The following is a 21,978-nucleotide window of genomic DNA, read 5'->3' as shown; positions in this document are numbered from 1 at the left end:
TTTGCGATGATTGAGAGTAACGATTGATGACTGGATAATCAAGCGCCGGATGAAGCGTTTCCATGTTTTATAAAAACGATAAGGGATTTGCAGCATAATCATGATTGAGGTTTTCGATCGCCATTTGCTAGAACTGCACCGTAACCGCGTTGCCGCCAATGGCTACAAGCATGATTTTTTATTTCGCCATCAAGCGGATTTGCTGATGGAACGTCTGGATGATTTCACACGGTCCTTTCACTATATTCTGGAAATTGGCTGCCGAGGCGGATATTTAAGCAAGATGCTGCGACAAAAATATCCGCAGCAGCGCCTAACCCTGATTGATTCTGCAAATACCATGCTACAATCCGCCTTAACGCTTTTATCACCGGATGATTTTTTGCGTGGCAAAGTGGTTAGTGATGAAACCATTCCTTTCCAACCGCATTATTTTGATTTGGTCATCAGCAATTTATATCTGCATTGGGTCAATGACTTGCCCGGTTATTTGGCCCAAATTCGCCGCTGCCTGCAACCCGACGGACTTTTCCTGGGTTGTTTGTTCGGCGGAGAAACCTTAAGGGAATTGCGGCAAGTATTGATGGAGGCAGAAATTGAACTAACGAATGGCGTCAGTCCGCGGGTTTCACCCTTTGCGGGCCTCCAGGATATGGCAGCCCTGATGCAACGGGCGGGCTTTGCTCTGCCGGTCATTGACCATGAAATTGTGACAGTAACTTATAGCAATATGCGGGAACTTTTGAAAGATATCCAAGGCATGGGCGAAAGCAATACCTTAAAAGAACGCCAGCGGAAAGTACCGCCGCGCCTGTTATTTGCCAAGGCCGCCCAGCTTTATCAGGAGCGATATAAAACAAGCGATAATAAAATCACAGCTAGCTTTGAAATCATTTACCTGTGTGGTTGGGCACCCCACCCATCCCAACAGCAGGCCTTGAAACGCGGTAGTGCCAAAGTACGCCTAGCCGATGCTTTGGATAGCCAAGAACAGAAAGCTGGCGACAAAACCCCTTAACCTATATATGCTGAAAGGAAGGGGATAATTATTGATTTTCCATAGCGATAATCTTTTTCTTCTCTATTCGCTCAATGTTCTACAGGAGATTTCCAGGGATATTGCTCTTCTTCTATTTTTAATTGAAAAACCCGTCCAGGATATTCATCTATATCGACTATTATCCCTATGTTATTTTGTGGAAGATTGACTAAAAAGGCATTGTGGTGAACATTTCTATCATCACCAGTTGTAAAATAATTTCGTCCCAACACAAATAATTTACTTGCCAGCCCTAAACTAGACATATACCCATTTTCGCCGATAAAGATTACCCTTAACGCGTAATCTTCCCAACGGATCGGATGTTTCACTCTCATCTGCAGTGTAATCGGCAAAAGTTTATATTGTATTTTCATCCATCAGAATAAACTGCCCATGAGGGGTCGGAAGCAAAGCAAGCATATTCCCATAACCCACGCGATAATGTTTCCAAAGTATTTTCCAGCTTTTATCTTTTGAATCAAACCGCCATAATCTAAGAAATGCTTTCGGGCACAGCTCTAAAATCGCCAAGTCACCATTTTTCAAGATGATCGGATTATATTTAACCCCCTTATCAGCCTCGGAATTCTTTTCCGCTTCTAAAATCATGCTTACGGAATAAATAGGTTCAAAACTTTTGGTCTTGAGATCAATCCGATAGATCACTACTGACGATGAGCTATCATCTTCCTCTCGTGACAGGTAAAAATAAACAGCCCCTGAACCATTAGACAGTAATTTGATAGTATAAGAATCGATAGGATTAGATAATTTATCTTTAAGATCAATCATCTCAATTCCGTCTTTTTGCCAAACAAGCTGGCTTATATCCCATCCCATAAGACATAACCGTCTTCATAAGGGATAATTTCTTGAAGGGCTTTCACAAAATATATGGCATTGGTTGAACCGAACTGTTCAGGAAGTCATTCAATTGCTTCGGCAGGTAATGGATAAGGCCATATTGTCTCCCCTGTGCGCTCAATTAATTCAACAGAGGCTGTTTCCTTATCATCTTCAATCTGCCATTTCGCAATCAACAATCGGCAATGATCTAAATGCTTTAACAGGGCCTGCCGCTCTAACAACAAATCACTTGGCCGCTATCATCACACCCAACCTAAACATCTATGTCAGCCCCTAAATTTTTCATTATCCAGCCCATCTTCACTTATAAGCCAGCATGAAAGCCAAATACCCTTATCGGGGAAACTTCCATATTCTGCTATATAAGGACACTTAAATCCCTGGGGAAAATTCTGGGCCGCTTCGATTGACTCTACCGAAGGCAAAGATGACCAAATTTCCTCTAATTTCCACCCACCTTCTGACAATATAATATGATCCAGAGCGTATAGAGGATGCGGTTAAAAAGCCAATCAGTAGCCACCATCTTAACATGAGCGTACCCCACTTTTTATCATCCATAAAAATGACATGTTGTAAGTTCTGCTTAAATGAGAAAATTTTGCGCTATTTAACTTACGACCCTTTCTTGTCATTCGATCATCCTGGATTTTTATCCTTATCTAGCCTAGTCCCAAAGACAGCTATGAGTTGGGTAAGAATTTGCCCAAAAAAGATAGTTCATGAAGCATAGAAGGGGCATATTGCCCCCTCATTTAACGAGATCTATTTTTTTGAGGTGTTTTTTGTACATTTTCTTGGGAAATTGACTGTTTTTTTTGTTCAACTATTGGTTTGGGTTGTTGCTCTTGTTGAGGCAAAACAGACTGAGTTATTTGTCGTTTTATTAAGTGTCTGCCTTGCTCGACTTGTTTGGCAATACCTTCTTTCATTTCCTCCATAAAGGCCCTTTTTTCTCCATCAGATTTTTTCTGAAACAAGGGGGTCTTGCTTACAATAGCTTCTGCCCTTGCTAAAGTTTGATACGCCGCTGCCAAGTCTGGCCTTTTCATACCTTCTAGAGAAGGCAATGCCCTAAAATCTGCTGCCCTTCTTTTACCGTCTTCTTGCGCCGCACTGATATAATTACCAGCATCCTTTGCTGTAATTCTGGGATATCCCTCAGGTGCCTCGTGACCATTTTCAATCAACATCTTTATGTAATCATATTGTTTTAATGTGGGGGAACGATCCATATCTATCACTTGATCCTTATTTGACAATTTTTGATATTTTTCTTGTTTTTTATATGTCTCAACAGGGTCAGTCTTAACTCTAACAAATTCCAAAGCATCATGAAATCCTAAACGATCAGGCCAACCTACTGGAGGCTTAGCACCATTCTTAATCATGTTCGTTGTTACATCAAGCTGTTTTTGGGAAGCACTATTGTTTTCTCGTGTCTTTAATGTCGCATCTTCTGAAATTTTATTATCATAAATCTCTTTTTTTATCAAGCGTATCACTTGATTTTACTGTATTTTTTCTGTTTGCTCTTCAATATATTTTGAAGCCTCTAAAGAACTAATATCAGGCTAGTTTTTAGGAGGAGCGCCTCCTTTTTTAAGCAATTTTTGTATGGCGTGAATTTGTCTGTCTGAAACGGGACGAAAATTTTTCTTAAATTGATCATTCATGATTTTCTTCCTTTCCGGTTACAATTTCCAAAATCGCTTTCCTCAGTTCTTCATCATTATCAATATTTTGGATTTCCTTTATGGCCTCCCCATAAGTAAGATCTATATCAATATCAGAGATCGACTTAGGATTGGGTAACTCCTCAGAAATTGGCAACTGCTCTTCAGTTTTGGGTTTTATGATTTTCTTTATTTCACGCATATTTTCTGGTGTGCTTAGAATATCCCATTGATTAGTAGGACTAGTTACTGAGCGGGCTCTAACATTCTGAATTTGAGGAGGGGGTAATGTATAGCGTTCCTTAAAAGCGGGTTCTTTAAAGTAACGAATTTTGTTAGCTAATATAGGAGGAATGCCGCGACGAAAGATCAACGCTTTTTCATCGCTCATTTGTGTTAATTCTTGGGGTAAAAGCAAAGCTCGCCTTTGATCAGAAATCGTCTCACTGTTGTTGCCACCCTTAAATCCTCTTGCTTTGCTTTGACTTTTGCCCGCAATGGTATTGTACCCAATTCTTTCAGATAGTTGTTGTGCAACATCCAAATCCTTAGGAGTAAATACAATTTCGACAGCACAGTTAGTCATCATCGACTTTGCTGCTTCTTTTCCGTAAATTTCGTCTAACTGGGAAGGACTTTGGATAACAAGGAGTAAGCGAATATTATATCCTGCTAGGAAGGCAACGCCTTTACTGATAATCTCCATCCTTCCTAACGCTGTAAATTCATCCATGAGTAAAAGTAACTTCCTGTTTAAAGACTTTTCATGTTCAGGAAGTTGGCGCAGATTAATATCAATGGCTTGCTGAAAAAACAGATTAATAAGTGGAGCCAATCTCCCCAGGTTGTCAGGGGTTATTCCTACATAAACAGAGATTCTTTTCCGGCGCAATTGATCGAAATCAAAGTCAGAAGCGGCGGTTGCAGCATCAATAAGTGGGTTTAACCATAAACTTAAGCGCGAAGTAACAGTGGCTCGAATACTAGATAATGTATCATCCGAGGTTGATAAAAAATCGTTTAAAGCATTGACGGTTGTGCGAGATAAAGGGGTGTGTGATTTTCCCCTCATTTCCATTATTTGAAGAAAATGATTTTTGATGTCAGATTGGGAAGTTAATTCACGAAATATTTGCCCGATAGTAAAAGGTTTTTCTTGAGTCTCAGCCATATACGCAGCTGTTGCAACAAAAGCTTTTTGGGCAGATAAATCAAAAAACGGGTCTTTATCTGAGACAGGAATAAGCATGGCAGCAATTCTTTGCAAATCATCAATTTGAAACTCCGTGCCTTTTCTAACATAGCTGAGAGGATTATATCGATGCGTTTGACCGTTTGGTTCAACCGGATCAAACATAAAGACTTCAATCCCATGACTTTGGCGAAATCCAGCCGTTTTAACCCAATTCTCTTTTTTGATATCCAAAACAACCACCGAATCTTGCCAAGTTAAAAGATTGGGGATAACGATCCCCACTCCTTTTCCCGATCTCGTTGGCGCATACACAATGACATGTTCCGTGCCGCCAAAATAAAGATAAGTGCTTTTATATTTTCCACACAAAATCCCTTTCTTTTCTTTTAAATCCGCTTTCTTAATTTCGGCAATATTGGCAAACCTGGTCTTGCCATACAGAGATGTTTTTTTTCTTTTCATCATGAAAAATAACAAAAAGAATGAAGGGATAGCTGCAATACCCCAACCTATAAATAACCAGATCTTTTGCTGAGATGATAAGTTGGAGTAGAAGCTATAATTAATGAGTGTTCGGAAGGATTTGGTGGGCAACGTTAGACCTACCTCCAATACCATGGAACCAAGCCAAACACCGCCGGTTAACGTCATCATCAACGCTACTAAAATAATAATTAATTTAGTTTGAACGTTCGCGTTTTCGTATAGGGTCATAAAAAACTTCCGTTATCAAAAACCTGCCATTTTCTCTTTTCATTTGCACGACCACATCTACAAACATGTAGAGCATAGAGCGAATATCACTGCGTTCTAAGTCTCTTCCCCCTTCACTTTCTTTCACCAGCAACGTTAATTGTTCGAATGCTAATTCAGCTGAGTTTGCATGAACGGTCGTAATAGACCCCGGATGACCGCTATTAACGTTCCGTAAATAGAAGAAAGCTGTTCCATCCCTTAATTCCTGTAGCAAAATTCGATCTGGCCGCATCCGCAAGGCACTCTCCAAAAGGTGCTTAGGGCCAACTTTAGCTAATCCCTGTCCGTCTTTGGAATAAAGCAAATGAACTTTATTTTCATTATAGACCGTCAGCTCCCTTGTATCTTCAATGGTGATGACACGCTCATGATCAGGAATGGAACGAATAAGGGTTTTGGAAAATGTTGTTTTTCCTGATCCCGTAGCCCCGGAAATAAGAATGTTTTTGCGGGTTTTAACAGCCAGATCAAAAAAGCTTTTCCATGCTTTTTTATCCCTTAATGCACATAACTCATGTTCTTCGGTTGTGACTTCACTCGAAGCGGGTAAAGTTTTGTCAAATAACCCATTCTTTTCTAATTCATCCAAGGAGAATGTTTTTGAATTTGGCTTCCTTATGGTAAATGAAACCGTATCTTTTTCTGTTGCAGGCGGAATGACTATCTGAACACGCTCACCTGTTGGGAGAGAACAGGAAACAATGGGATGGCTTTCTTGAATATCTTGTTTGGTATAGGCAGCTATGGCATTGGCCAACTGGAACAGCCAATCCAAGTTTAATTCTGGAATGTTATATTTTTGCCAGCCCTGTTTTCCTTCTGTAAAAACCTCTCCGGGCCCGTTAATACAAATTTCCGTTAAATCGGGATTATCCAGAAACCTTCTTAAAGGTATTATATAACTCTCGAGGAAAGCCGTTTCGCTCATTTTTTCAACCTTAAATGATATACTGTTGAAAAATCCAGATCACGCGCCACGAAAATGGCCACTTCCTCCCCTTGGTGTTTTCTTAAAATTATAGGGATATTACCGGTATTTTCTAAAGCGATAGCTGCAGGTTCTTTCGCAGCCTCTGAGGGATCGCTACCCGCTAAATTTGCCAGTGCTCCCAACCCATTGTCGACAAGTGATAAAAGCAAAGCTCCACCAAATCTTGTCCAGAATTGCGTATCAATCATTCCATCAAACCCGCTTCTTCCCAAGGGGTCCGAAGCAGGAGAGTCCAAGTTAATAATAATCCCTTTGGGTGTTTCTGCGCGTGTCCATAATACAAAAATCCTTTGATCGCCTTGGCGCAAACCTCCTCTGTACTCCCCCACCACCTTAGTACCTTTTTCCAACAGCACTATTTTGCCGCTTGATGATAAAACATCCCGGTTGATTTCACATACGGCCATTCCCGGCAAGGAGCTATCTAAGGCGGTTTGCAGAATGCAGGGAATGATTGTACCCTTCGTTATTAAGAAATTACGATCAGGTAATAAGCCAGCCCTAGCGCCATCAATATAGGTTGGTTGCAGTTTTGATCCTAAATCATTATTGCCTCCGCTATTCCCTAACAAAGAAGTTCCCATATTATTACCACCGACTATGTAGGGACCTGGATTAGAGACGAGAGTGCTCGGGGAAGGGTTAGATGCATTATTGGCTGTTGCACCCCAATTGCTGTAAGCGGTTGTAGGGGCTCGCCGTGAAGCCGCTAATAACTGGTTGGTTGGATCAGGAGCAGGCGGGGCTGTCACAATGACTTGTGGTGGAGGTTGTGGTTGGGGAAAGGTATCAGGCTGCACTTCCGGCCTTTGTCCCCGAAAATCAACCGTTGGTGTGATCACTAGGTTTGATTTTGTGTCTTTATTGTCTTCATTATTTTTGTTTTTAAAAACTACATAATAAAGTGCTGCTATAGCTAAAACGATAATAACTATTCCCATAATCTTAGGCGGTTTCTTTTTATTGAATAAAGGGGTAATCTCGCGCTCACCAGTGACGCTCTCTTTTTTCTCTTGGCTCATGGTACTCTCCGAATAATACGTTCAACATGAGGGGTGATCGTTCCTGTTCCGGGATTGGTTGGCCTTAATTTGAAGGCTTCATTCCAAATACAAAGCACTTGTTTTCCCTGACGTAAATGCCACTGACGAGAGACCGCGTGCAAAATCACGGTATCCCCTTCTGTGGTATAATTAACAATTTCATCAGTTCCGTCGGCGGATACTGCATATATGGCCGGAAATCTTCCAGGAAACTTCATAAAGGTGACCTGCCCATTATCGCTCATTTCAGAAGGTTCAAGATCAGGGTTGCCTTGAGCGGAATAGGCCCAATTTTTTTCGCCTTCAAAAGATAGGCCTAACAAAGTATTATTTTCCTCCTGGGCCATTCTTCTAGCGTCAGCTTCCGCTCTCTTCTGGTCGGCTTCATCTTGGGGATATTTAAATTTGATGGCGAAGAATACGTCTGAATCGGTGCCAATCTCCCCTTCCCTAGATTGCAAGTAAAATTGATAACTACGAAAGCTGCCATTCGCTCTTCTGGTAATAATAGTCATATTTGTAGGAGGATGAATTTCGCGCGGTTTTAAAAGGACATTGTTACCTGCCACAACTGTTTCCCAACCAACTGTATCACCCAAAGACACTTGCAGGATTGCTTCGTTTTCTGAGAAAGTAATTTGGGTAACAGTTCGAGCGACGGTACGGACATTAACGACTTGCCAAGCATCATAGTTAATCCATCGGACCCGTTCATCTCCACTACCAGGTTTAGGAATATCTTCTCCTAAAGCGGCACTAGCAACAAACAGGCAAAAGCAAAGGCTTAAGAATTTTTTCATTGGGGTGACTCACTGGAGAGTGAATAAGTCAACACCTGAAAACCTAGAGGATTTTCAAGGCGGTACTTTTCTTGAATGGAAGCTGAAGTATTATAAAAGAAGGTGACCGTAGATACCCAGGAAGAAGTGGTTACGCTTTGCCTATTATGTATTTCTTTATTAAAGCGAACTTGGGCGACCACTCGGTTTTGATCGGTTGCTATAAAGCTAATGGAGCGTATTTTAACATCAACATATTGCCCCCGATAAATGTTCTGGGGAGAATCCGGATTAGAGGTATAATACCAGGTAGCAAATTTCTTTTGTTCATCGGGTATCGAAAACAATGAAACCAAATTGAAATTATATTCTGCTAATTCGTCACTGTACCCTTCCCTGGCCGTTATAAATCGTTTGAGAAAATACCTCATCAAAATTTCGTCTTGGGTATAATCGGTATTGCCCGTTAGACTAGTGACATTGTCCACATAGCCCGTGGAATTATCGACTCTGATGAGATAGGGTTCAACCGTTTTTAAAGGCGTTAAAACGGTGACTGCGATGACGGATAAACAAGCAATGAACCCGGCCCCGCCCGCAACCAGCCAAGCTGTTCGTTTTGATTTTTCCAACATCACGATCCGGTCTTGATCAAGACGTTTTGATTCTTCAAGATAATGCTTGAAATCTTTCTCAGCAATCATTCTTTTCCCGCCAATCTAGGCCCTATGTTAATAGGATCATTTTTATGGATGATTTTTTGATAACCCCATTTTCCGGGATTTAGAGGCCTTCTGTCATTGCCGCTGCATGTTGGGGGCATACTGGCACAACCAGCAACGCTGCCTAGAAGGGCTATTATTAAAAGGTGCCGAATCATACGTTCAATTCTCAATAAACTTGTAAGTTAATAAATAAATGTTCAAAATGCTTTTTTTATGTGAAAAGTGTTGCAATGTTTGGCTTCCGAACCATTAGATGCTTACCATCAAACACCATTCACATAAAAAAGTGTTACAGTGTTGTAAAGCTTGCGTATGTGATCTAAACCACTTTTATGAGAGCAATAATTATGCCAAAATTGACGGAATTAACTCACCACAGTATTAGGTTAGACAAGCAAACCTTTTATAGACTGAAGATGTGGATAGCCGATAAGTTGAATGATGATGGGAAAAATTTGACACAAAAGGATCTATATATTCTTCTAGTCAAATCTTTTCTTGCCAAACCCCATTGGCAAGAAGAAATATTGGATGATATTGAATTGCGGAAAAAAACCTTCTCCCAACTTTCAGATGATCCTGATAAAGTTAAGGGTGCCCCTATCCAGCAGGATACAAAAAATTAGCGGCCATCCACACCTGATTTGCTGATGCTGATTGCTGAAATTGATGTAAGGGTGCTTGGCGCGCCCTCGGTATATAACGCCAAATGACCATAATTGAAAGAAGCGTGGGTTCTTCAACCCGGATAAAGGCAGCCAATTATCTGACCCCTAACGTAAAGCGTTTACGCAGTGCCCAGTCCCGTACTACCCCATATTTTTTGTGATTTCTTGCTCCCTCTATGCGCTGTTTATATTGTCTGTGTTTGAGTTATTCCACATCCCACCCAACATTTTGAGAATTCTCTTTTAGAAAATACAACCTGGGGGTTGCATTTTGTTGGCTGGCTTTTTAATCAAAAAGCTACGTATCGCCCCTTTCTTTTAGGTTTTTGCTGAATTGCCTGAAGGGGTTTTTCTTGTCAGCCCCAGCTTTAGGGGCAAAATCGCTTGCCGATAAAACCAGCCAACCACTTTTTTAAGCTGGTTTAATTCGGGGAAGGTTGATTTAATTCCCGCATTATTTTTGGCGTCGCATCTTCAATACATTCGTTAATTGCTTGTTGTATCATTTCTTTGTCTTCTTTTTCTCCTGGATTGGCGATGCCATTGAAAAATTCGGTGCATTCTTTGGTTGCTTCCCGCCGCGCTTTGTCTTCCGGCGTTTCACTGCAACCACTTACGAACACGGCAAATAAGCTTACGGTTGTTAATGCTGATATTTTCATGAAATCTCTCCCTGTTTTTAATCTGTTTTAGCGTTCATCTGTATGTTGTTAGCTGGAATATTCACTGGCTTTTTCTTTTGATTTCCTTAGGCATTGTTACGGGTATTGCAGGTTGTTGTGCAATCACCCTCTCCTGCTCCAGGAACTGCCGCGGGGTGACGATAGCCGTTTTGATTGACTTGCGATCAATTGCTAACAAATCCTCATCACCTGTTACCAAATATTTGGCCCTTTCCTGCTCGGCCAGGGAAATAAATTTGTTGTCTTTCTGATCCCGGCAAATATCTAAAAACAACTTTGGCTCCACAAATTTGGATAACCCGTAAAGACTTTCTTTAAACTTCTCTTTGACTTCCGCGGTAAAAATTTTATAAAATTTTTTCTTATCAAGCGTTATCGATAATTCATTCCATGTTTCGCGCGTAAAAACCATTTGATATTTCTGAACTGCCTGTTTAAAACCTTGACCTGCATTTCCAGCCGAATTAAGCAAAGCTGAAACCAACATATTCGTATCTATCACCACTTTCTTCTGCTCTGTCACAACTTCTTCCTAGCAATCTTGGCCTGTGCTACTAAATATTCCAGTTGTCTATTCCATCGACTAATTTCTGCTTCGTTTTTTTTAAAATTCTCTTTTGTAAAGCCGTCTTTCTTAATAGCCTCCTCAAATTCAGAACTTGACTGAAAGGGAGCGACACGCGCTTCCTCTACCAAAACCTTGGCCATCCTAGCGGAAAGCTCATCACTCATCCCGAACTTTTGTTCTTCCGCTTGCAATTTTTCCCACTCCGTATCCAGCGCAAGCAGCCTATCCAGCTGCTCTTCTGTCAATTGCGGAACGGGCATTTCTACTGGCATTTCTTTAGGCTTCTTTTCCATCGCTAATCCCCGAGATATCGCTAGTTTAACTTTGTTTAATTTGTATACAGATCAAGATTTTTCATTTTAAAGACTAAATTTATTGAGGGCTAAAACCATTCACCGGCTTTTTCTTTTGATTTCCTTAGGCATTGTTACGGGTATTGCAGGTTGTTGTGCAATCACCCTCTCCTGCTCCAGGAACTGCCGCGGGGTGACGATATTCGTTTTGACCAACTTGCGGTCAATGGCTAACAAATCCTCATCACCTGTTACCAAATATTTGGCTTTTTCCTGCTCCGCCAGGGAAATAAATTTGTTGTCTTTCTGATCCCGGCAAATATCTAAAAACAACTTTGGCTCCACAAATTTGGATAACCCGTAAAGACTTTCTTTAAACTTCTCTTTGACTTCCGGGGTAAAAACCTTATTAAATTTCTTTCGATTGAGCACATTCAAGAACTCCTTTGATGTTTCCTCCGTAAAAACCATCTCCTGATTCTTAATAACATGTTCGAAACATTTACCGACTGTTCCGGCCGGGCTATGCAACACCGAAACCAAGATATTCGTGTCTAGCACCACTTTTTCTTGGTCTTTCAAAGTTTCCTCCTAGCCCTCTTAGCCTGTTCCACTAAATATTCTACCCCGGTGTTCCACGCTCGGATTTCCTTATCCATTTTTTTAAAGTTTGTTTTTGTCATGCCTTCTTTTTTAATGGCTTGTTCTAATTCATCACTAAGTTCTGAAGGGGCAGTTCTTGCCTCTTGCACCTGAACATTTGCCATTCTCATCGCAAGCTCATCACTCATCCCGAACTTTTGTTCTTCCGCTTGCAATTTTTCCCACTCTGCATCCAGCGCAAGCAGCTTATCCAGCTGCTCTTCTGTCAATTGCGGAACTGGCATTTCTTTAGGTTTCCTTTCCATCGATAACCCCTTCGTTGCAGATTAAGCTTACCTGCGCTTTGACGGACGCAAATTCGTGGCTTTGATGGCCTTCAGATGGTTTCTCATCATCCGTTTCACAATGGAACCCATGACGGATAAAGAGTTTTCGGCGTATTTTAACCGTTCAAACTCATCTTGGGAGATGATCACCGCGTTGGCGCAGCCAATGCCCACCTCCACCTGCACAGGCTCCCGGTCAATATCAATCAAATATTCATCAAGAAATGCTTGTGCTTCAAACGCTTTAACTTGTTTCATTCTAGCACCCATTAACCCTGAACATTGGCGACTGAAACTATTTGTTTTGGCAATTCGCCATTTTCTGATGACGTAAATCAATTCCAAAGGACCCGCCACTATACTGATGGCCACGGATATTAAAAGTTGACCATAGGCTGGCGCATTCCTTGCATAAGCCCTTATTGCAACCGTTGCATGTTCCAACGGAATCGGTGGCGGGGTGATTATAACATTTCATCAATTTTCTCCCTGGTTGTTTTTTCAATGTTTACGTTAGAAATTTTTAATAGCCTTGGGTAGAATAGTAAAAGATACGGATCATATGAGACAATGTTTTTTATGGACCCCCTTGACTATCTGTTGATGGTGAACTGGTGGGTGGTGGCGAACTGGGTGCAGTTGTGGAACTGGTTTTGGGCCTGATCTCAGTTGTGGTCGAGCTGGATGAGGTTGTTGAGCTTGGTTAGACCCAGTTGAGGTTATTGGGGCATCGATGCCTGGTTCTGTTGCTTATTTTGTTTTGCTGTCCGCCCGGCTTCCGATCTTTGTTGCTGTTTTGAATCTGGGGCTCCGCGACTTTAGACCCCATGCTTGCCTGAGGCGCCACTAGAATTAAGCCCCAGATTCGCTATCGAGGACGAACCTGCATTTTCGTTGGCAGCCGGCTTGAGGTTGATGAGCCAGACCCCAAGAGTTTGAATAGATTTTATTGCCCCTTCCCAGACATGAGACGAGAGTCACATGATGATTTTATTGTAGAAGATTGAGAATTATTCGTGGAAGATTTTTTTGTTTTGATTGTTACTTTCTTGTTCCTATATTTATGATTTTCTTTAGGTGGTTATCAGCAAGTTTGCATCTACCTTTTGCTAGATGCAGTTCTGGCCATATATCCAGCATTCTTTGACCAGCCAAATCTTTAACCCCTTTGAACGCCTCCGCTGATGCAGAACTGATATTCATTTCATAATAAATGAAAGGACCCCAATATCGACCGTTAAATTGCTAGTCGGCAGCTGTATCAAAATGTTATTATAGCAAATAAATTCAACTTTAATGGCTGCCGGGCAGTCTGGGGCCAAACCTTGCCAATTTCTCTTGTATAAATTTGCAGTTATCCCGCTTGCTACTGTTAATAACGCAAAAAGCAAAATCTGCATAAGAGCAAAACTGAATAAGTTAGACAACCAACTCCAAAACCATCGACTAGTTGCCTCAAATAATAATAAGCAAACAAATATAGGACCAATAATCAGTAAAGTACTTAAAACAATTGCAGCCATAGCCATTATGATAAAAGCTGCACAACCTGCCAGGGTTGTTCCGATCAAAATAATCAGGGCTGCCAGATATTTTCCTATCTCAAACCAGCCAGATTAAGTACAAATTCTGCCATATCATACCCAGATAAATCCAAGGTTGTAAGTGTTTGTTTAATCTTCCTCCACCTTCTCCTGGTTTAAGGCGGTTGTGCCTCGGTAACAGCATTCGGTATCAGCTTCAGAAAAACATCGCTAAAATAAAGTTTGAAGATATCAGGATTAGCTGCCACATACCATATTATTGATAATTTGAATCATCTTTTGAAAAAATCGCTCAATTGGTTCCTGAACTTGTCCCCTGATAATCATCACCCCATAAATAACTACATACAGGGTCATGGCAATACCCAAAGGAGTTTCAATATAAGCGCAAACCTTCTTCAGGAAGTTTGTCATATTATCGTCAACCGCTGCAGCAACCTGGTTATATAGATATTGATAAACAGTATCTGCCATAGTTATTTATCCTAATATTAAACAATTATTCACTAGGTATCGTATATTCTTCTCTGACTAATTTTCGCAAGACTGCCACCCTGCCGCACCAACCGACTGGAACACGACATCCTTGCAGGGCATTTTTCTCATATTTCGACGAGTAATGAGCTTTAATTACAAATAAAATGATCTGGACTAGTAGAGACAGTTCCTCGTCAATTTTGCAATAAGCACGCCTATTAATGCAAATTCAGATTTGGGATTTGCTAACTGAAATGCTCGTTGATTTTTTTGAAGACTCTGTTTTAATTTTATTTCCATTACTGCATTAACGGCTGAAGCCCTACAATCGTTGGCTTTGATCATCTTCAATATTTTCGAATGACTTTGGCCCTTCTCAAGTCATTCTTCAAAAAGAATTCTATATCTCTTCCCGTTATGGACGGATTTTCTGGTTAATTGTGCAGATGATTGTTTACCGAACAGGGGGTTTTGCAGTGTGGATGATGAATCATCACAACCCGCAATTAAAACTTGCTAGATAAAAATATTTTTCATTCTTGTTTTTCCTTTTTCTTTCCTTTTTATTTTTTAAGATTCTTGAATAGCCTTTTCAAATTACGCCGCACTTTGCTGTTTGCTTGTTTTCCACAACTGACGCTGGTTATCCATTTTTCGCCAGCATTCGTAATCATAGCCATGCCCCTGAATTTTTAGAAGTTCATTTTGCATGGATGCCATTTCCAACAAAATCATGGCTTGGATATTTGCCAATTCCCGGTAATCGGTGGCTGTGCTAACCCGCTCAGCTAATTTTTTAATATTTGCTTGCCGATCATTAGCGCTGCTGAAAACCTTTTCACCAATTGCCAGTTCATTTGAAACATGAATCCCTATTCTTTCTAATTCTTGGGAATAAAAATTGTTAGCAGGGCTTGAAGTAAGACCATTAAAGCTGGTAATACCCTTCTCCTCATCCATTTGCCTATTGGCCGCCCGAATTTCTTGGGCACGGTTCGCAATATCACTAAAACCACTCACATTCTGTCCCTGTAACAAGCCCGTTAATTGCTTCGCATCGGCTGGCAAATATTGGCGGGTTTTCGGATCGTTTAACAAGGCTAATAAATCATTTAAATTGCCGGTTTTATTAAAACTGTCATACAAACGTTGTGCCTCTTTTAACTGGCTTTCCATCTTTTTAATCTGTTCCAATTGATTTTGGATTTGCTCAATTGACCTTGCAACCTCGGTCGCGTCAAACACCGGAATCCCCTGCCCCATTGCCGTTGACGCCCATAAAAAAACGAACCCGAATACCCAGCCTTTTTTTGTTAAACTATTTTTCATCGATGCCTCCCCTAAAATGATTTGTTTTATTTTTTGCATGATTGCGCTACGCTTTCTTTTTATCTCGCTCGCCGCCGAACCGGGGCTTTTTTCTTGGTTAATTGGCGTTCTTGGGGTTGAAGATGTTGTCCTGTTTTTTTGGGTGGGAAAAAAATTTTTGCCAGGCCGGTTAAGTTATTGTCAGTCTTTGCCGGATTTGTTTCTAACCCACCAAAATCTTTTCCCGTTTGCCCCAGACATTTTCGGGCAAATTCCCGTGCCACCCCCGGCCGCAACGCCACAATTCCGCCTTTCTCATGAATTATGAGATTTTGTTTGCACCTGCCTGATTCTATTTCATGCAGCTTATGAAACCTTTGTTCTCCCGTTGATGGCCTAAAAACAGCTCCTCCGTGAATATTTCCCGTGTGATCTTTATTAGGGTTTAAAATCACCGATGTATTTGTATGTTTATTATAAAAGAAATCCCTGTTGTTCTCGCCGCCAAAGCTTTTTGTGTCAGGATGATATAACGTTTTAATGACATGTTTTTTCATATCATGTGGGTTATGAATATCAATTGCAACGCCAAGGTCAGTATCCTTAAATTCCTTGACGTGAGACATGGAACGTTCGCTAAGGGAAGCTAAAAGATTGTTTAGGTGGTGAGATTTACTGGTCATATCGCTCAATTTTTTTTACCAGGTAATTTCTTGCTTATTTCATGTAAAGATTCTTCAATTCTTGTTACTTGTTCCAAAGTTAAATGATGAATTTCCCGGTCTAATTTATTGAATTCCTCACTAACTGATCCCAATACGGCAAGGATTGCGTAAAACTCATCCTTCCTATTCACCTTGATGGTGACGGTGTCTTTATCGGCAGCAATTAGTTCCATGGTTTTCTCCTGTAGGTTTTATTTTGTCCGTTGGCGGACGGGTTGTTTCTTTTGTTCTAATGCAATTGGTTGTGATGTGGGTATCTTTCCCGATTGCGATGCTTGATTTTGCCCCTGCCCTTTAACGGATACCAATCGTTCCTTAGTTTGATCCTTGTCTCCAGCAGTTACAGGCTTGCCTTGACCATGTGGTTGGGGATTGTCTTTTTGCCCCATGGATACATCTTTTCCCATTTGTTGCACATATTCCTTGGCAAATTCCCGCGCCACCTCCGGCCGCAACGCCACGATGCCGCCTTGCTGATGAACAGTCGGTTTTTGTTCTAATCTATTAGCCTCTTCCTCCCATAACTTATGAAAATACAATTCTTTGTCCTTTGGTCTGAAAGCCGTACCGCCCAAAATATTACCATTTTGGTCTTTGCCTGGGTTTATGATCACAACCGTATTGGTGGCCACATTATAAAAACAATCACGATTACCATGCCCTTTAAAAGACTTCGTTTCTGGATGAAATAAAGTATAAATTACGTGCTTCTTCATATCCTCTACATTATTTATGAGGGTTTCCTTTCCTAAGGCAGGATTTTTAAATTCCCCAGCATGTTTTATGTTATGCTGCACAAGAGCGGGTAAAATATCTTTTAGGCGATAGGGCTGATTATCCATGGATTACTTTCCCAAAAATCATTTCTTATAAGGAAGTTTTTTACTTATCTCCCATAATGCCTGCTCTATCTTATGTATTTCTTCCTCTGTTCTGTTGTGAATTTCCTGATCAAGTTGGTCGTATTCTTGATAAGCCGACATAAAAATGGCCAGGATAGTGGAAAATTCCTCTTTCCTATTCATCTTGATGGTGACGGTGTCTTTATCTGCAGCGATTAGTTCCATGGTTTTCTCCTGTAGGGTTTATTTTGTCCGTTGGCGGACGGGTTGTTTCTTTTGTTCTAATTCAATTGGTTTTGATATAGGTGTCTTTCCCGGTTGCGATGCTTGATTTTGCCCCTGCCCTTTAACGGATACCAATCGTTCCTTAGTTTGATCCTTGTCTCCAGCAGTTACAGGCTGCCTGACCGTGGGTGGGGTTGTCTTTGCCCCATGTCTACATCTTTGCCCTTTTGTTGCACATATTCCTTGGCAAATTCCCGCGCCACCTCCGGCCGCAACGCCACGATGCCGCCTTTCTGATGTTCAATCGGGGGTTTTCCCAAACGTTTTTCTTCGCCCTTCAGCGAATTTATTAAATAATATTTTTCCACCCTGTTACTTGTAATGCTTCTAAAAACTGTCCCCCCACAAATTTTCCCTTCCGCATTCTTGTTGGGGTTAATCATGATAAAGGTGCGTAATTGTTGATTATAAAAAAAATCCCTATTATTTTGGCCGCTAAAGCTTTTTGTATCGGGATGAAACAAAACTTGCAGCAAATGCCTTTGCAAATCACCTGCATGACGGAATGCACTTTGCTGAACAATGGTCGATTTTGATTGGGCTAATTCCCGCTCATGACGCATTCCATGATCAGTCAATACAGGCAATATTTCTGATAAATTATAAGATTTTGTCATTATATTTCCTGTTAAGTGAGTCCAGTATTCCTCCTAAACTCTCTTCTATTGTAAAAACACTGCCAGCCGTAAGGTTGGAAATTGCCGGATCTGTTTCTTGACCAGTCAAATCATACCGGACAGCTAACGCTCCAAAAACGCCAAAGACAGCCATAAACTCTTTTATTTGCAACATTTTGACGGTTACTGTTTTTTGATCTGCCACTACCATTTGGATCCCTGATGACTGCTGATGGATAGTACGGTTCGTGCCAGAACTAGAAAAACCTAATTTGATATTGGCCAGCTGCAACCGTAATCGGGCGATTTCTTCTTTGGTTAATTCATGCAAAAGATGATCCGCTATCCCATAATCCTTATTGACCGCTGTAAATGCTGCCAGAATGGGATCAAACTCCTCTTTCCGGTTCATCTTGATGGTGACGGTGTCTTTATCGGCAGCGATTAGTTCCATGGTTCTCTCCTTAGGGTTTATCTTGTCCGTTGCCGGACGGGTTGTTTCTTTTGTTCTAATTCAATTGGTTGTGAGGTAGGCGTCTTTCCCGCTTGCGATCCTTGACTTGGCCCCTGCCCTTTAACAGATATTGGTCGTTCCTTAGTTTGCTCCTTATCCCCAGCAGTTACAGGGTTGCCTTGACCATGTGGTTGGGGATTGCCTTTTTGCCCCATGGATACATCTTTTCCCATTTGCTGCAGATATTCCTTGGCAAATTCCCGTGCCACCTCCGGCCGCAACGCCACGATGCCGCCTTTCTCGTGAAGAACTGGTATTGCCTTCAAAGATCTTGTTTCCAATTCATGCAAATTATAAAATCTTTTATTTTTTCATCCGGCCTATAAACGGTGCCTCCAAAAAAATTACCCTTTTTGTCTTTTGCAGGATTAATAACGATTAGCGTATTAGTGGAAGAATTATAGAAAAAATCTCTCTTATCTTGGCCACTGAATGATTTGGTTTCTGTATGGAATAATGTTCCAACAACATGCCTGTACAGATCACGCTGATCACGAATAAGAACAGGCTTGCCAAGGACAGGATTTTTAAACTCCTCCATATGCTTCATGGCATGCTGCGAAATTCCCAACAACATGTCCTGCAGTCTATAAGGCTGGTTATCAATTATCGTCATGATTCCTATCATCGGCCTTTCAAGGGAAATTTCTTGCCAATTTCGGTCATAGCGTTTTTGAGCCTTTTTATTTGATCTTTTGACAAATTATGAATTTGTTCATCAAGCTTCTCATATTCCTGGTTAACCGACATAAAAACCGCAACAATCGCGTTAAATTCCTCTTTCCAATTCATCTTGATGGTGACAGTGTCTTTATCGGCGGCGATCAGTTCCATGGTTTTCTCCTTTAAATCAAATTTTTTTTTCAATCTCTTGAATATATATATCTCATGACTCAATTTCCCTGACTTGTTTTTTCTCAGAAAAAGTTTTTGTACGGGTGGTTAGGAAATGTTTTTTAAGCCCGTCCACCTCTTCTTTCGTCAGGTTTGCAATTTCCCTATCAAGGTCTTGATATTTTTTGCTAACCGCCATTAAAACGACAAAAATCACATTTAAGTCATGTTTCCAATCTAATTTGATGGTAAAATCATTGTTCCCGGATTCAAGCAGTTCCATGGTTCCCCCTATGCCTTTTGCCGTTCGTTCAGAAATAAGGGCAACCATTGGTCTGGGTTGTCCCCCACTTTCTCTATCACCCGATCCAGCAGCTCAATATTTTTGGTTGTGCCCGACAAAATGGCTAAATCATCATTCATGCCATTTAAATTCAGCTCCGCCACCACCGAATAATGACCTTGCTTAATTAAAAAACGCCGTGTTTCCGGGATAATTTCTTCCTTAATCAAGATATATTCCTTATAGGTCAGCTTAAACCCGCCACAATAATCATCTTCCGATGCTTTGGGGTTGGGGAAGAATATTTGGGTGGGGCATTGCTCAATAATCGTATGGGAAATTTCTGATTTTAAGGCATCGGCGGGGGATTGGGTGCCAAACACCAGAAAACCGTTTTGCTTGCGGATGGTTTTGAGCTTGTTTTGCGCTAAATCCCGGAACGCCTCATCATTTAAGGCTTTCCAGAATTCATCAATATCAATCACGATCCGTCGGCCATCAATCAGTTGTTCCACCCGGTGGAACAGATACATCATCAGGGGCGTGCGGATTTCGGCATTATCCAAAAATTCGGTCATATCAAAACCCGTTAATCTTTGGTCTAAAGCGAGTTGGTCTTTTTCATTGTCAAAAACCCACCCCAATGTTTTCCCAAAGCACCATTTTTCCAAACGGGCGCCAATCCCTTCCGGGTCTTGCTGCCCCAATTGTTGCCGCAAGGCCAGTAAGAACGCTGCTGCTGGGGAATGTTTTTAAGGCCTTCTAAGGCAGAGGCGATGCGCTTGTCCTCGACCACGCTTAAATGACGGCCAGGGGCTGAAACTAATTTATGAATAAATAAGCGCAAAAAAGATAGATTGGCCGGGGTTAAGTCCAACGATTTTAAGGGGGAAAGCCCGGTCGGTTTCCCATTTTTAAGGGTCAGATAAGTGCCGCCAGAAGCCCTAATAAAAATCTCGGCCCCCCGGTCTTTATCGAAAAAGATGCGTTGGGGGTCAAATTTCTCGAGCTGCGCCAACAGGAAGTTTTGCACCACGGTTTTCCCGCTTCCCGACGGGCCACAAATGAACGTATTACCCAGATCATTCACATGGAAATTAAAGTAATAGGGTGACCCACTGGCTGTCTTTAACAAAGCCACCGCTTGGCCCCAATGATTATTGTCTTTTTTTCCAGAGGGATGGGTATGGAAACTGGCCAGATCCGCAAAATTGCGGCTGGTAATGGGGGCGGGCCGGGTGCGGAATTTGCGGTTATCGGGGAATTGTGCCCAGAAAGCCGCCTCCAACCCTAAATCTTCCCTGGCCACCACCGCCCCGGCATCTGCCAGCCGCCTGCGGCCCTCCGCCATATTTCTTTCCAAATTGGGCAAGGAATCCCCATGGATTAAAAGGGAAAAATGATGTTCCCCCATGACAAAACGGTTGGATTCCAAATCATCCAACGCGTCATCCAGATCATCAATTTGGGAGAAAGCCCGTTCTTGGCTGGAAATCATCACCGTTTGTTTCCGCACCATCTTGCCCTTGGCTTCTGGCTTTCCAAGAAAGCTAAATCCCTGGCTGCAAACAAAGGCAAAAGGGGCGTATAGCAGGCTGTTAATCAAGCCCGGATAGGTGCTGGGCATATATTCCTTAAGGGCCAAGATGCCGCCAAATAAAGAATGGTCCATTTTCTTAATTTCAAAAGCCGCATGGCCAAAGATAACCCTGTCGGTATGGATAGAACGGCCCATTTTCCCGCGCACCAAGGGAACAGGATCCAAGGAACCCGTCAGTAATTGCCTTAAAAACTCGGCAGGCTCGGAAAATAAAACCGGATGTTCGGCATAATTGGTTTTATCCGCATATACCCTTAAGATGCGCGGATAATAGCGTTGTAAAAAGGAAAGAAGGTTGCGGATGATTTCATCAAAATCTTTGATTTCAGCCTGATCAATTTCCGTATCTTCTTTTTTGCTTTTCTTAATTTTGGCTAATAAGGCGCTGGTTTTTTCCTGCAACGCATTTTTTGGCCGCCAAACTAAGGTTAGATATAGGTCGTTGACGAATAATTTGGTATTGTCGATCCGCTGGCGGTACGTATCGTCTAGTTTCTGGGCGAAAGATGATTGGAAATCGCCGCTGGGATAGTTTTTTTCTTCCCGCCTAATCAAATGATGCAGGATGGATAATTGATCAGAGGCGATATTACGCCAAACTAAATTCAGTTGGTTGTTGAGGGCGTTAATATCATCAATATCCATGGTTTCAAAACTAATGCCATCTAGTTTGATCACCGTCATCATATGGCGGTTTTCCAGCATGACCATGCTGTCATTGATATGACGCAGAT

At 41.6% G+C, this 21,978-nt stretch carries 31 protein-coding genes and 1 pseudogene; 2 read left to right on the top strand and 30 right to left on the bottom strand.

The genetic code is table 11. From position 1 onward, the window contains the following. Positions 1-100: 100 nt before the first annotated feature. Positions 101-1,018: a methyltransferase domain-containing protein gene (locus IPP67_04760; protein MBL0338482.1), complete on the top strand. Its 918-nt coding sequence runs from the start codon at positions 101-103 to the stop codon at positions 1,016-1,018. A 71-nt stretch (positions 1,019-1,089) separates the two neighbouring features. Here IPP67_04760 and IPP67_04755 read toward each other — a convergent pair whose 3' ends face one another. The 9 genes from IPP67_04755 to IPP67_04715 all read right to left on the bottom strand — a co-directional run bounded on the left by IPP67_04755 (position 1,090) and on the right by IPP67_04715 (position 9,053). After that, complete coding sequence (locus IPP67_04755; protein MBL0338481.1) at positions 1,090-1,371, bottom strand: hypothetical protein; 282 nt, start codon at positions 1,369-1,371, stop codon at positions 1,090-1,092. Between the two features lie 28 nt (positions 1,372-1,399). Beyond that, positions 1,400-1,882: a hypothetical protein gene (locus tag IPP67_04750; GenBank protein MBL0338480.1), complete on the bottom strand. Its 483-nt coding sequence runs from the start codon at positions 1,880-1,882 to the stop codon at positions 1,400-1,402. Between the two features lie 86 nt (positions 1,883-1,968). After that, on the bottom strand, positions 1,969-2,130 hold the full coding sequence (locus IPP67_04745) for a hypothetical protein (GenBank protein ID MBL0338479.1): 162 nt from the start codon (positions 2,128-2,130) through the stop codon (positions 1,969-1,971). 534 nt (positions 2,131-2,664) lie between these two features. Continuing rightward, positions 2,665-3,405, bottom strand: a complete 741-nt coding sequence (locus IPP67_04740; protein MBL0338478.1) for a hypothetical protein — start codon at positions 3,403-3,405, stop codon at positions 2,665-2,667. A gap of 172 nt (positions 3,406-3,577) precedes the next feature. Then, positions 3,578-5,494, bottom strand: coding sequence for a type IV secretory system conjugative DNA transfer family protein (locus IPP67_04735; GenBank protein ID MBL0338477.1), 1,917 nt, complete (start codon positions 5,492-5,494; stop codon positions 3,578-3,580). Then, entirely contained in the window at positions 5,460-6,464 is a 1,005-nt protein-coding gene (virB11, locus tag IPP67_04730; GenBank protein MBL0338476.1) for a P-type DNA transfer ATPase VirB11, read from the bottom strand. The genes IPP67_04735 and virB11 overlap by 35 nt, the downstream gene beginning before the upstream one ends. Then, positions 6,461-7,549, bottom strand: coding sequence for a type IV secretion system protein VirB10 (gene virB10, locus IPP67_04725; protein MBL0338475.1), 1,089 nt, complete (start codon positions 7,547-7,549; stop codon positions 6,461-6,463). The genes virB11 and virB10 overlap by 4 nt, the downstream gene beginning before the upstream one ends. Next, positions 7,546-8,370, bottom strand: a complete 825-nt coding sequence (locus tag IPP67_04720; GenBank protein MBL0338474.1) for a TrbG/VirB9 family P-type conjugative transfer protein — start codon at positions 8,368-8,370, stop codon at positions 7,546-7,548. Before IPP67_04720 ends, virB10 begins: the two co-directional genes overlap by 4 nt. Then, entirely contained in the window at positions 8,367-9,053 is a 687-nt protein-coding gene (locus tag IPP67_04715; GenBank protein ID MBL0338473.1) for a type IV secretion system protein, read from the bottom strand. Before IPP67_04715 ends, IPP67_04720 begins: the two co-directional genes overlap by 4 nt. A 368-nt stretch (positions 9,054-9,421) precedes the next feature. Between IPP67_04715 and IPP67_04710 the strand changes: the two genes are divergently transcribed. Continuing rightward, positions 9,422-9,700, top strand: a complete 279-nt coding sequence (locus tag IPP67_04710) for a hypothetical protein (protein MBL0338472.1) — start codon at positions 9,422-9,424, stop codon at positions 9,698-9,700. A 464-nt stretch (positions 9,701-10,164) separates the two neighbouring features. Here IPP67_04710 and IPP67_04705 read toward each other — a convergent pair whose 3' ends face one another. From IPP67_04705 to IPP67_04605, 21 genes and pseudogenes are all read right to left on the bottom strand, one after another. Next, entirely contained in the window at positions 10,165-10,404 is a 240-nt protein-coding gene (locus IPP67_04705) for a hypothetical protein (GenBank protein ID MBL0338471.1), read from the bottom strand. Between the two features lie 61 nt (positions 10,405-10,465). Then, a complete protein-coding gene (locus IPP67_04700) occupies positions 10,466-10,948 on the bottom strand; it encodes a putative toxin-antitoxin system toxin component, PIN family (GenBank protein MBL0338470.1) in 483 nt (160 codons plus the stop codon). Beyond that, positions 10,945-11,286 (bottom strand): hypothetical protein, encoded by a 342-nt coding sequence (locus IPP67_04695; GenBank protein MBL0338469.1) that lies wholly within the window; start codon positions 11,284-11,286, stop codon positions 10,945-10,947. The genes IPP67_04700 and IPP67_04695 overlap by 4 nt, the downstream gene beginning before the upstream one ends. 99 nt (positions 11,287-11,385) lie before the next feature. Next, positions 11,386-11,868: a putative toxin-antitoxin system toxin component, PIN family gene (locus IPP67_04690; protein ID MBL0338468.1), complete on the bottom strand. Its 483-nt coding sequence runs from the start codon at positions 11,866-11,868 to the stop codon at positions 11,386-11,388. Continuing rightward, positions 11,865-12,194, bottom strand: coding sequence for a hypothetical protein (locus IPP67_04685; protein MBL0338467.1), 330 nt, complete (start codon positions 12,192-12,194; stop codon positions 11,865-11,867). Before IPP67_04685 ends, IPP67_04690 begins: the two co-directional genes overlap by 4 nt. 27 nt (positions 12,195-12,221) lie before the next feature. Next, complete coding sequence (locus tag IPP67_04680) at positions 12,222-12,473, bottom strand: hypothetical protein (protein MBL0338466.1); 252 nt, start codon at positions 12,471-12,473, stop codon at positions 12,222-12,224. 37 nt (positions 12,474-12,510) lie between these two features. Then, a complete protein-coding gene (locus IPP67_04675) occupies positions 12,511-12,693 on the bottom strand; it encodes a hypothetical protein (protein MBL0338465.1) in 183 nt (60 codons plus the stop codon). Between the two features lie 721 nt (positions 12,694-13,414). Next, positions 13,415-13,786: a type IV secretion system protein gene (locus IPP67_04670; protein ID MBL0338464.1), complete on the bottom strand. Its 372-nt coding sequence runs from the start codon at positions 13,784-13,786 to the stop codon at positions 13,415-13,417. A gap of 210 nt (positions 13,787-13,996) precedes the next feature. After that, the gene (locus tag IPP67_04665; GenBank protein MBL0338463.1) at positions 13,997-14,233 is read right to left on the bottom strand and encodes a hypothetical protein; all 237 of its coding nucleotides are present in this window, start codon (positions 14,231-14,233) and stop codon (positions 13,997-13,999) included. A 600-nt stretch (positions 14,234-14,833) separates the two neighbouring features. Beyond that, complete coding sequence (locus IPP67_04660; GenBank protein MBL0338462.1) at positions 14,834-15,604, bottom strand: hypothetical protein; 771 nt, start codon at positions 15,602-15,604, stop codon at positions 14,834-14,836. A gap of 20 nt (positions 15,605-15,624) precedes the next feature. Then, positions 15,625-16,227: a hypothetical protein gene (locus IPP67_04655; protein ID MBL0338461.1), complete on the bottom strand. Its 603-nt coding sequence runs from the start codon at positions 16,225-16,227 to the stop codon at positions 15,625-15,627. Positions 16,228-16,232: 5 nt separating this feature from the next. Then, entirely contained in the window at positions 16,233-16,442 is a 210-nt protein-coding gene (locus IPP67_04650) for a hypothetical protein (protein ID MBL0338460.1), read from the bottom strand. A gap of 18 nt (positions 16,443-16,460) precedes the next feature. Continuing rightward, positions 16,461-17,111, bottom strand: a complete 651-nt coding sequence (locus IPP67_04645; GenBank protein ID MBL0338459.1) for a hypothetical protein — start codon at positions 17,109-17,111, stop codon at positions 16,461-16,463. Between the two features lie 18 nt (positions 17,112-17,129). Further along, positions 17,130-17,336 (bottom strand): hypothetical protein, encoded by a 207-nt coding sequence (locus tag IPP67_04640; protein ID MBL0338458.1) that lies wholly within the window; start codon positions 17,334-17,336, stop codon positions 17,130-17,132. A 167-nt stretch (positions 17,337-17,503) separates the two neighbouring features. After that, the gene (locus IPP67_04635; protein ID MBL0338457.1) at positions 17,504-18,013 is read right to left on the bottom strand and encodes a hypothetical protein; all 510 of its coding nucleotides are present in this window, start codon (positions 18,011-18,013) and stop codon (positions 17,504-17,506) included. Next, complete coding sequence (locus IPP67_04630) at positions 17,997-18,467, bottom strand: hypothetical protein (GenBank protein MBL0338456.1); 471 nt, start codon at positions 18,465-18,467, stop codon at positions 17,997-17,999. Before IPP67_04630 ends, IPP67_04635 begins: the two co-directional genes overlap by 17 nt. Positions 18,468-18,484: 17 nt before the next feature. Beyond that, entirely contained in the window at positions 18,485-18,793 is a 309-nt protein-coding gene (locus tag IPP67_04625; GenBank protein MBL0338455.1) for a hypothetical protein, read from the bottom strand. Further along, entirely contained in the window at positions 18,790-19,098 is a 309-nt protein-coding gene (locus IPP67_04620; protein ID MBL0338454.1) for a hypothetical protein, read from the bottom strand. Before IPP67_04620 ends, IPP67_04625 begins: the two co-directional genes overlap by 4 nt. A 53-nt stretch (positions 19,099-19,151) precedes the next feature. Next, positions 19,152-19,361 carry a hypothetical protein gene (locus IPP67_04615; GenBank protein MBL0338453.1) on the bottom strand — a complete coding sequence of 70 codons (210 nt, stop codon included), beginning with the start codon at positions 19,359-19,361 and terminating at the stop codon, positions 19,152-19,154. 52 nt (positions 19,362-19,413) lie between these two features. After that, a complete protein-coding gene (locus IPP67_04610; protein MBL0338452.1) occupies positions 19,414-19,644 on the bottom strand; it encodes a hypothetical protein in 231 nt (76 codons plus the stop codon). A gap of 8 nt (positions 19,645-19,652) precedes the next feature. Then, a pseudogene (locus tag IPP67_04605) lies at positions 19,653-21,955 on the bottom strand (VirB4 family type IV secretion/conjugal transfer ATPase). Between the last annotated feature and the right edge of the window lie 23 nt (positions 21,956-21,978).

It is taken from the genome of Rhodospirillaceae bacterium (assembly GCA_016722635.1).
In the GTDB taxonomy this organism is placed as follows: domain Bacteria; phylum Pseudomonadota; class Alphaproteobacteria; order JAEUKQ01; family JAEUKQ01; genus JAEUKQ01.
This window is presented reverse-complemented; position numbering and strand designations above follow the sequence as displayed.

What these genes read in the sequence shown, in the direction of transcription:
- IPP67_04695 (MBL0338469.1), bottom strand. Translation starts at nt 11,286, where the DNA reads ATGGAAAAGAAGCCTAAAGAAATGCCAGTAGAAATGCCCGTTCCGCAA.
- IPP67_04650 (MBL0338460.1), bottom strand. Translation starts at nt 16,442, where the DNA reads ATGGAACTAATTGCTGCCGATAAAGACACCGTCACCATCAAGGTGAAT.
- IPP67_04640 (MBL0338458.1), bottom strand. Translation starts at nt 17,336, where the DNA reads ATGGAACTAATCGCTGCAGATAAAGACACCGTCACCATCAAGATGAAT.
- IPP67_04610 (MBL0338452.1), bottom strand. Translation starts at nt 19,644, where the DNA reads ATGGAACTGCTTGAATCCGGGAACAATGATTTTACCATCAAATTAGAT.
- IPP67_04685 (MBL0338467.1), bottom strand. Translation starts at nt 12,194, where the DNA reads ATGGAAAGGAAACCTAAAGAAATGCCAGTTCCGCAATTGACAGAAGAG.
- IPP67_04680 (MBL0338466.1), bottom strand. Translation starts at nt 12,473, where the DNA reads ATGAAACAAGTTAAAGCGTTTGAAGCACAAGCATTTCTTGATGAATAT.
- IPP67_04630 (MBL0338456.1), bottom strand. Translation starts at nt 18,467, where the DNA reads ATGGAACTAATCGCTGCCGATAAAGACACCGTCACCATCAAGATGAAC.
- IPP67_04760 (MBL0338482.1), top strand. Translation starts at nt 101, where the DNA reads ATGATTGAGGTTTTCGATCGCCATTTGCTAGAACTGCACCGTAACCGC.
- IPP67_04615 (MBL0338453.1), bottom strand. Translation starts at nt 19,361, where the DNA reads ATGGAACTGATCGCCGCCGATAAAGACACTGTCACCATCAAGATGAAT.
- IPP67_04720 (MBL0338474.1), bottom strand. Translation starts at nt 8,370, where the DNA reads ATGAAAAAATTCTTAAGCCTTTGCTTTTGCCTGTTTGTTGCTAGTGCC.
- IPP67_04655 (MBL0338461.1), bottom strand. Translation starts at nt 16,227, where the DNA reads ATGACCAGTAAATCTCACCACCTAAACAATCTTTTAGCTTCCCTTAGC.
- IPP67_04665 (MBL0338463.1), bottom strand. Translation starts at nt 14,233, where the DNA reads ATGGCAGATACTGTTTATCAATATCTATATAACCAGGTTGCTGCAGCG.
- IPP67_04645 (MBL0338459.1), bottom strand. Translation starts at nt 17,111, where the DNA reads ATGGATAATCAGCCCTATCGCCTAAAAGATATTTTACCCGCTCTTGTG.
- IPP67_04735 (MBL0338477.1), bottom strand. Translation starts at nt 5,494, where the DNA reads ATGACCCTATACGAAAACGCGAACGTTCAAACTAAATTAATTATTATT.
- IPP67_04675 (MBL0338465.1), bottom strand. Translation starts at nt 12,693, where the DNA reads ATGAAATGTTATAATCACCCCGCCACCGATTCCGTTGGAACATGCAAC.
- IPP67_04715 (MBL0338473.1), bottom strand. Translation starts at nt 9,053, where the DNA reads ATGATTGCTGAGAAAGATTTCAAGCATTATCTTGAAGAATCAAAACGT.
- IPP67_04635 (MBL0338457.1), bottom strand. Translation starts at nt 18,013, where the DNA reads ATGACAAAATCTTATAATTTATCAGAAATATTGCCTGTATTGACTGAT.
- IPP67_04750 (MBL0338480.1), bottom strand. Translation starts at nt 1,882, where the DNA reads ATGGGATGGGATATAAGCCAGCTTGTTTGGCAAAAAGACGGAATTGAG.
- IPP67_04705 (MBL0338471.1), bottom strand. Translation starts at nt 10,404, where the DNA reads ATGAAAATATCAGCATTAACAACCGTAAGCTTATTTGCCGTGTTCGTA.
- IPP67_04660 (MBL0338462.1), bottom strand. Translation starts at nt 15,604, where the DNA reads ATGCAAAAAATAAAACAAATCATTTTAGGGGAGGCATCGATGAAAAAT.
- virB11 (MBL0338476.1), bottom strand. Translation starts at nt 6,464, where the DNA reads ATGAGCGAAACGGCTTTCCTCGAGAGTTATATAATACCTTTAAGAAGG.
- virB10 (MBL0338475.1), bottom strand. Translation starts at nt 7,549, where the DNA reads ATGAGCCAAGAGAAAAAAGAGAGCGTCACTGGTGAGCGCGAGATTACC.
- IPP67_04710 (MBL0338472.1), top strand. Translation starts at nt 9,422, where the DNA reads ATGCCAAAATTGACGGAATTAACTCACCACAGTATTAGGTTAGACAAG.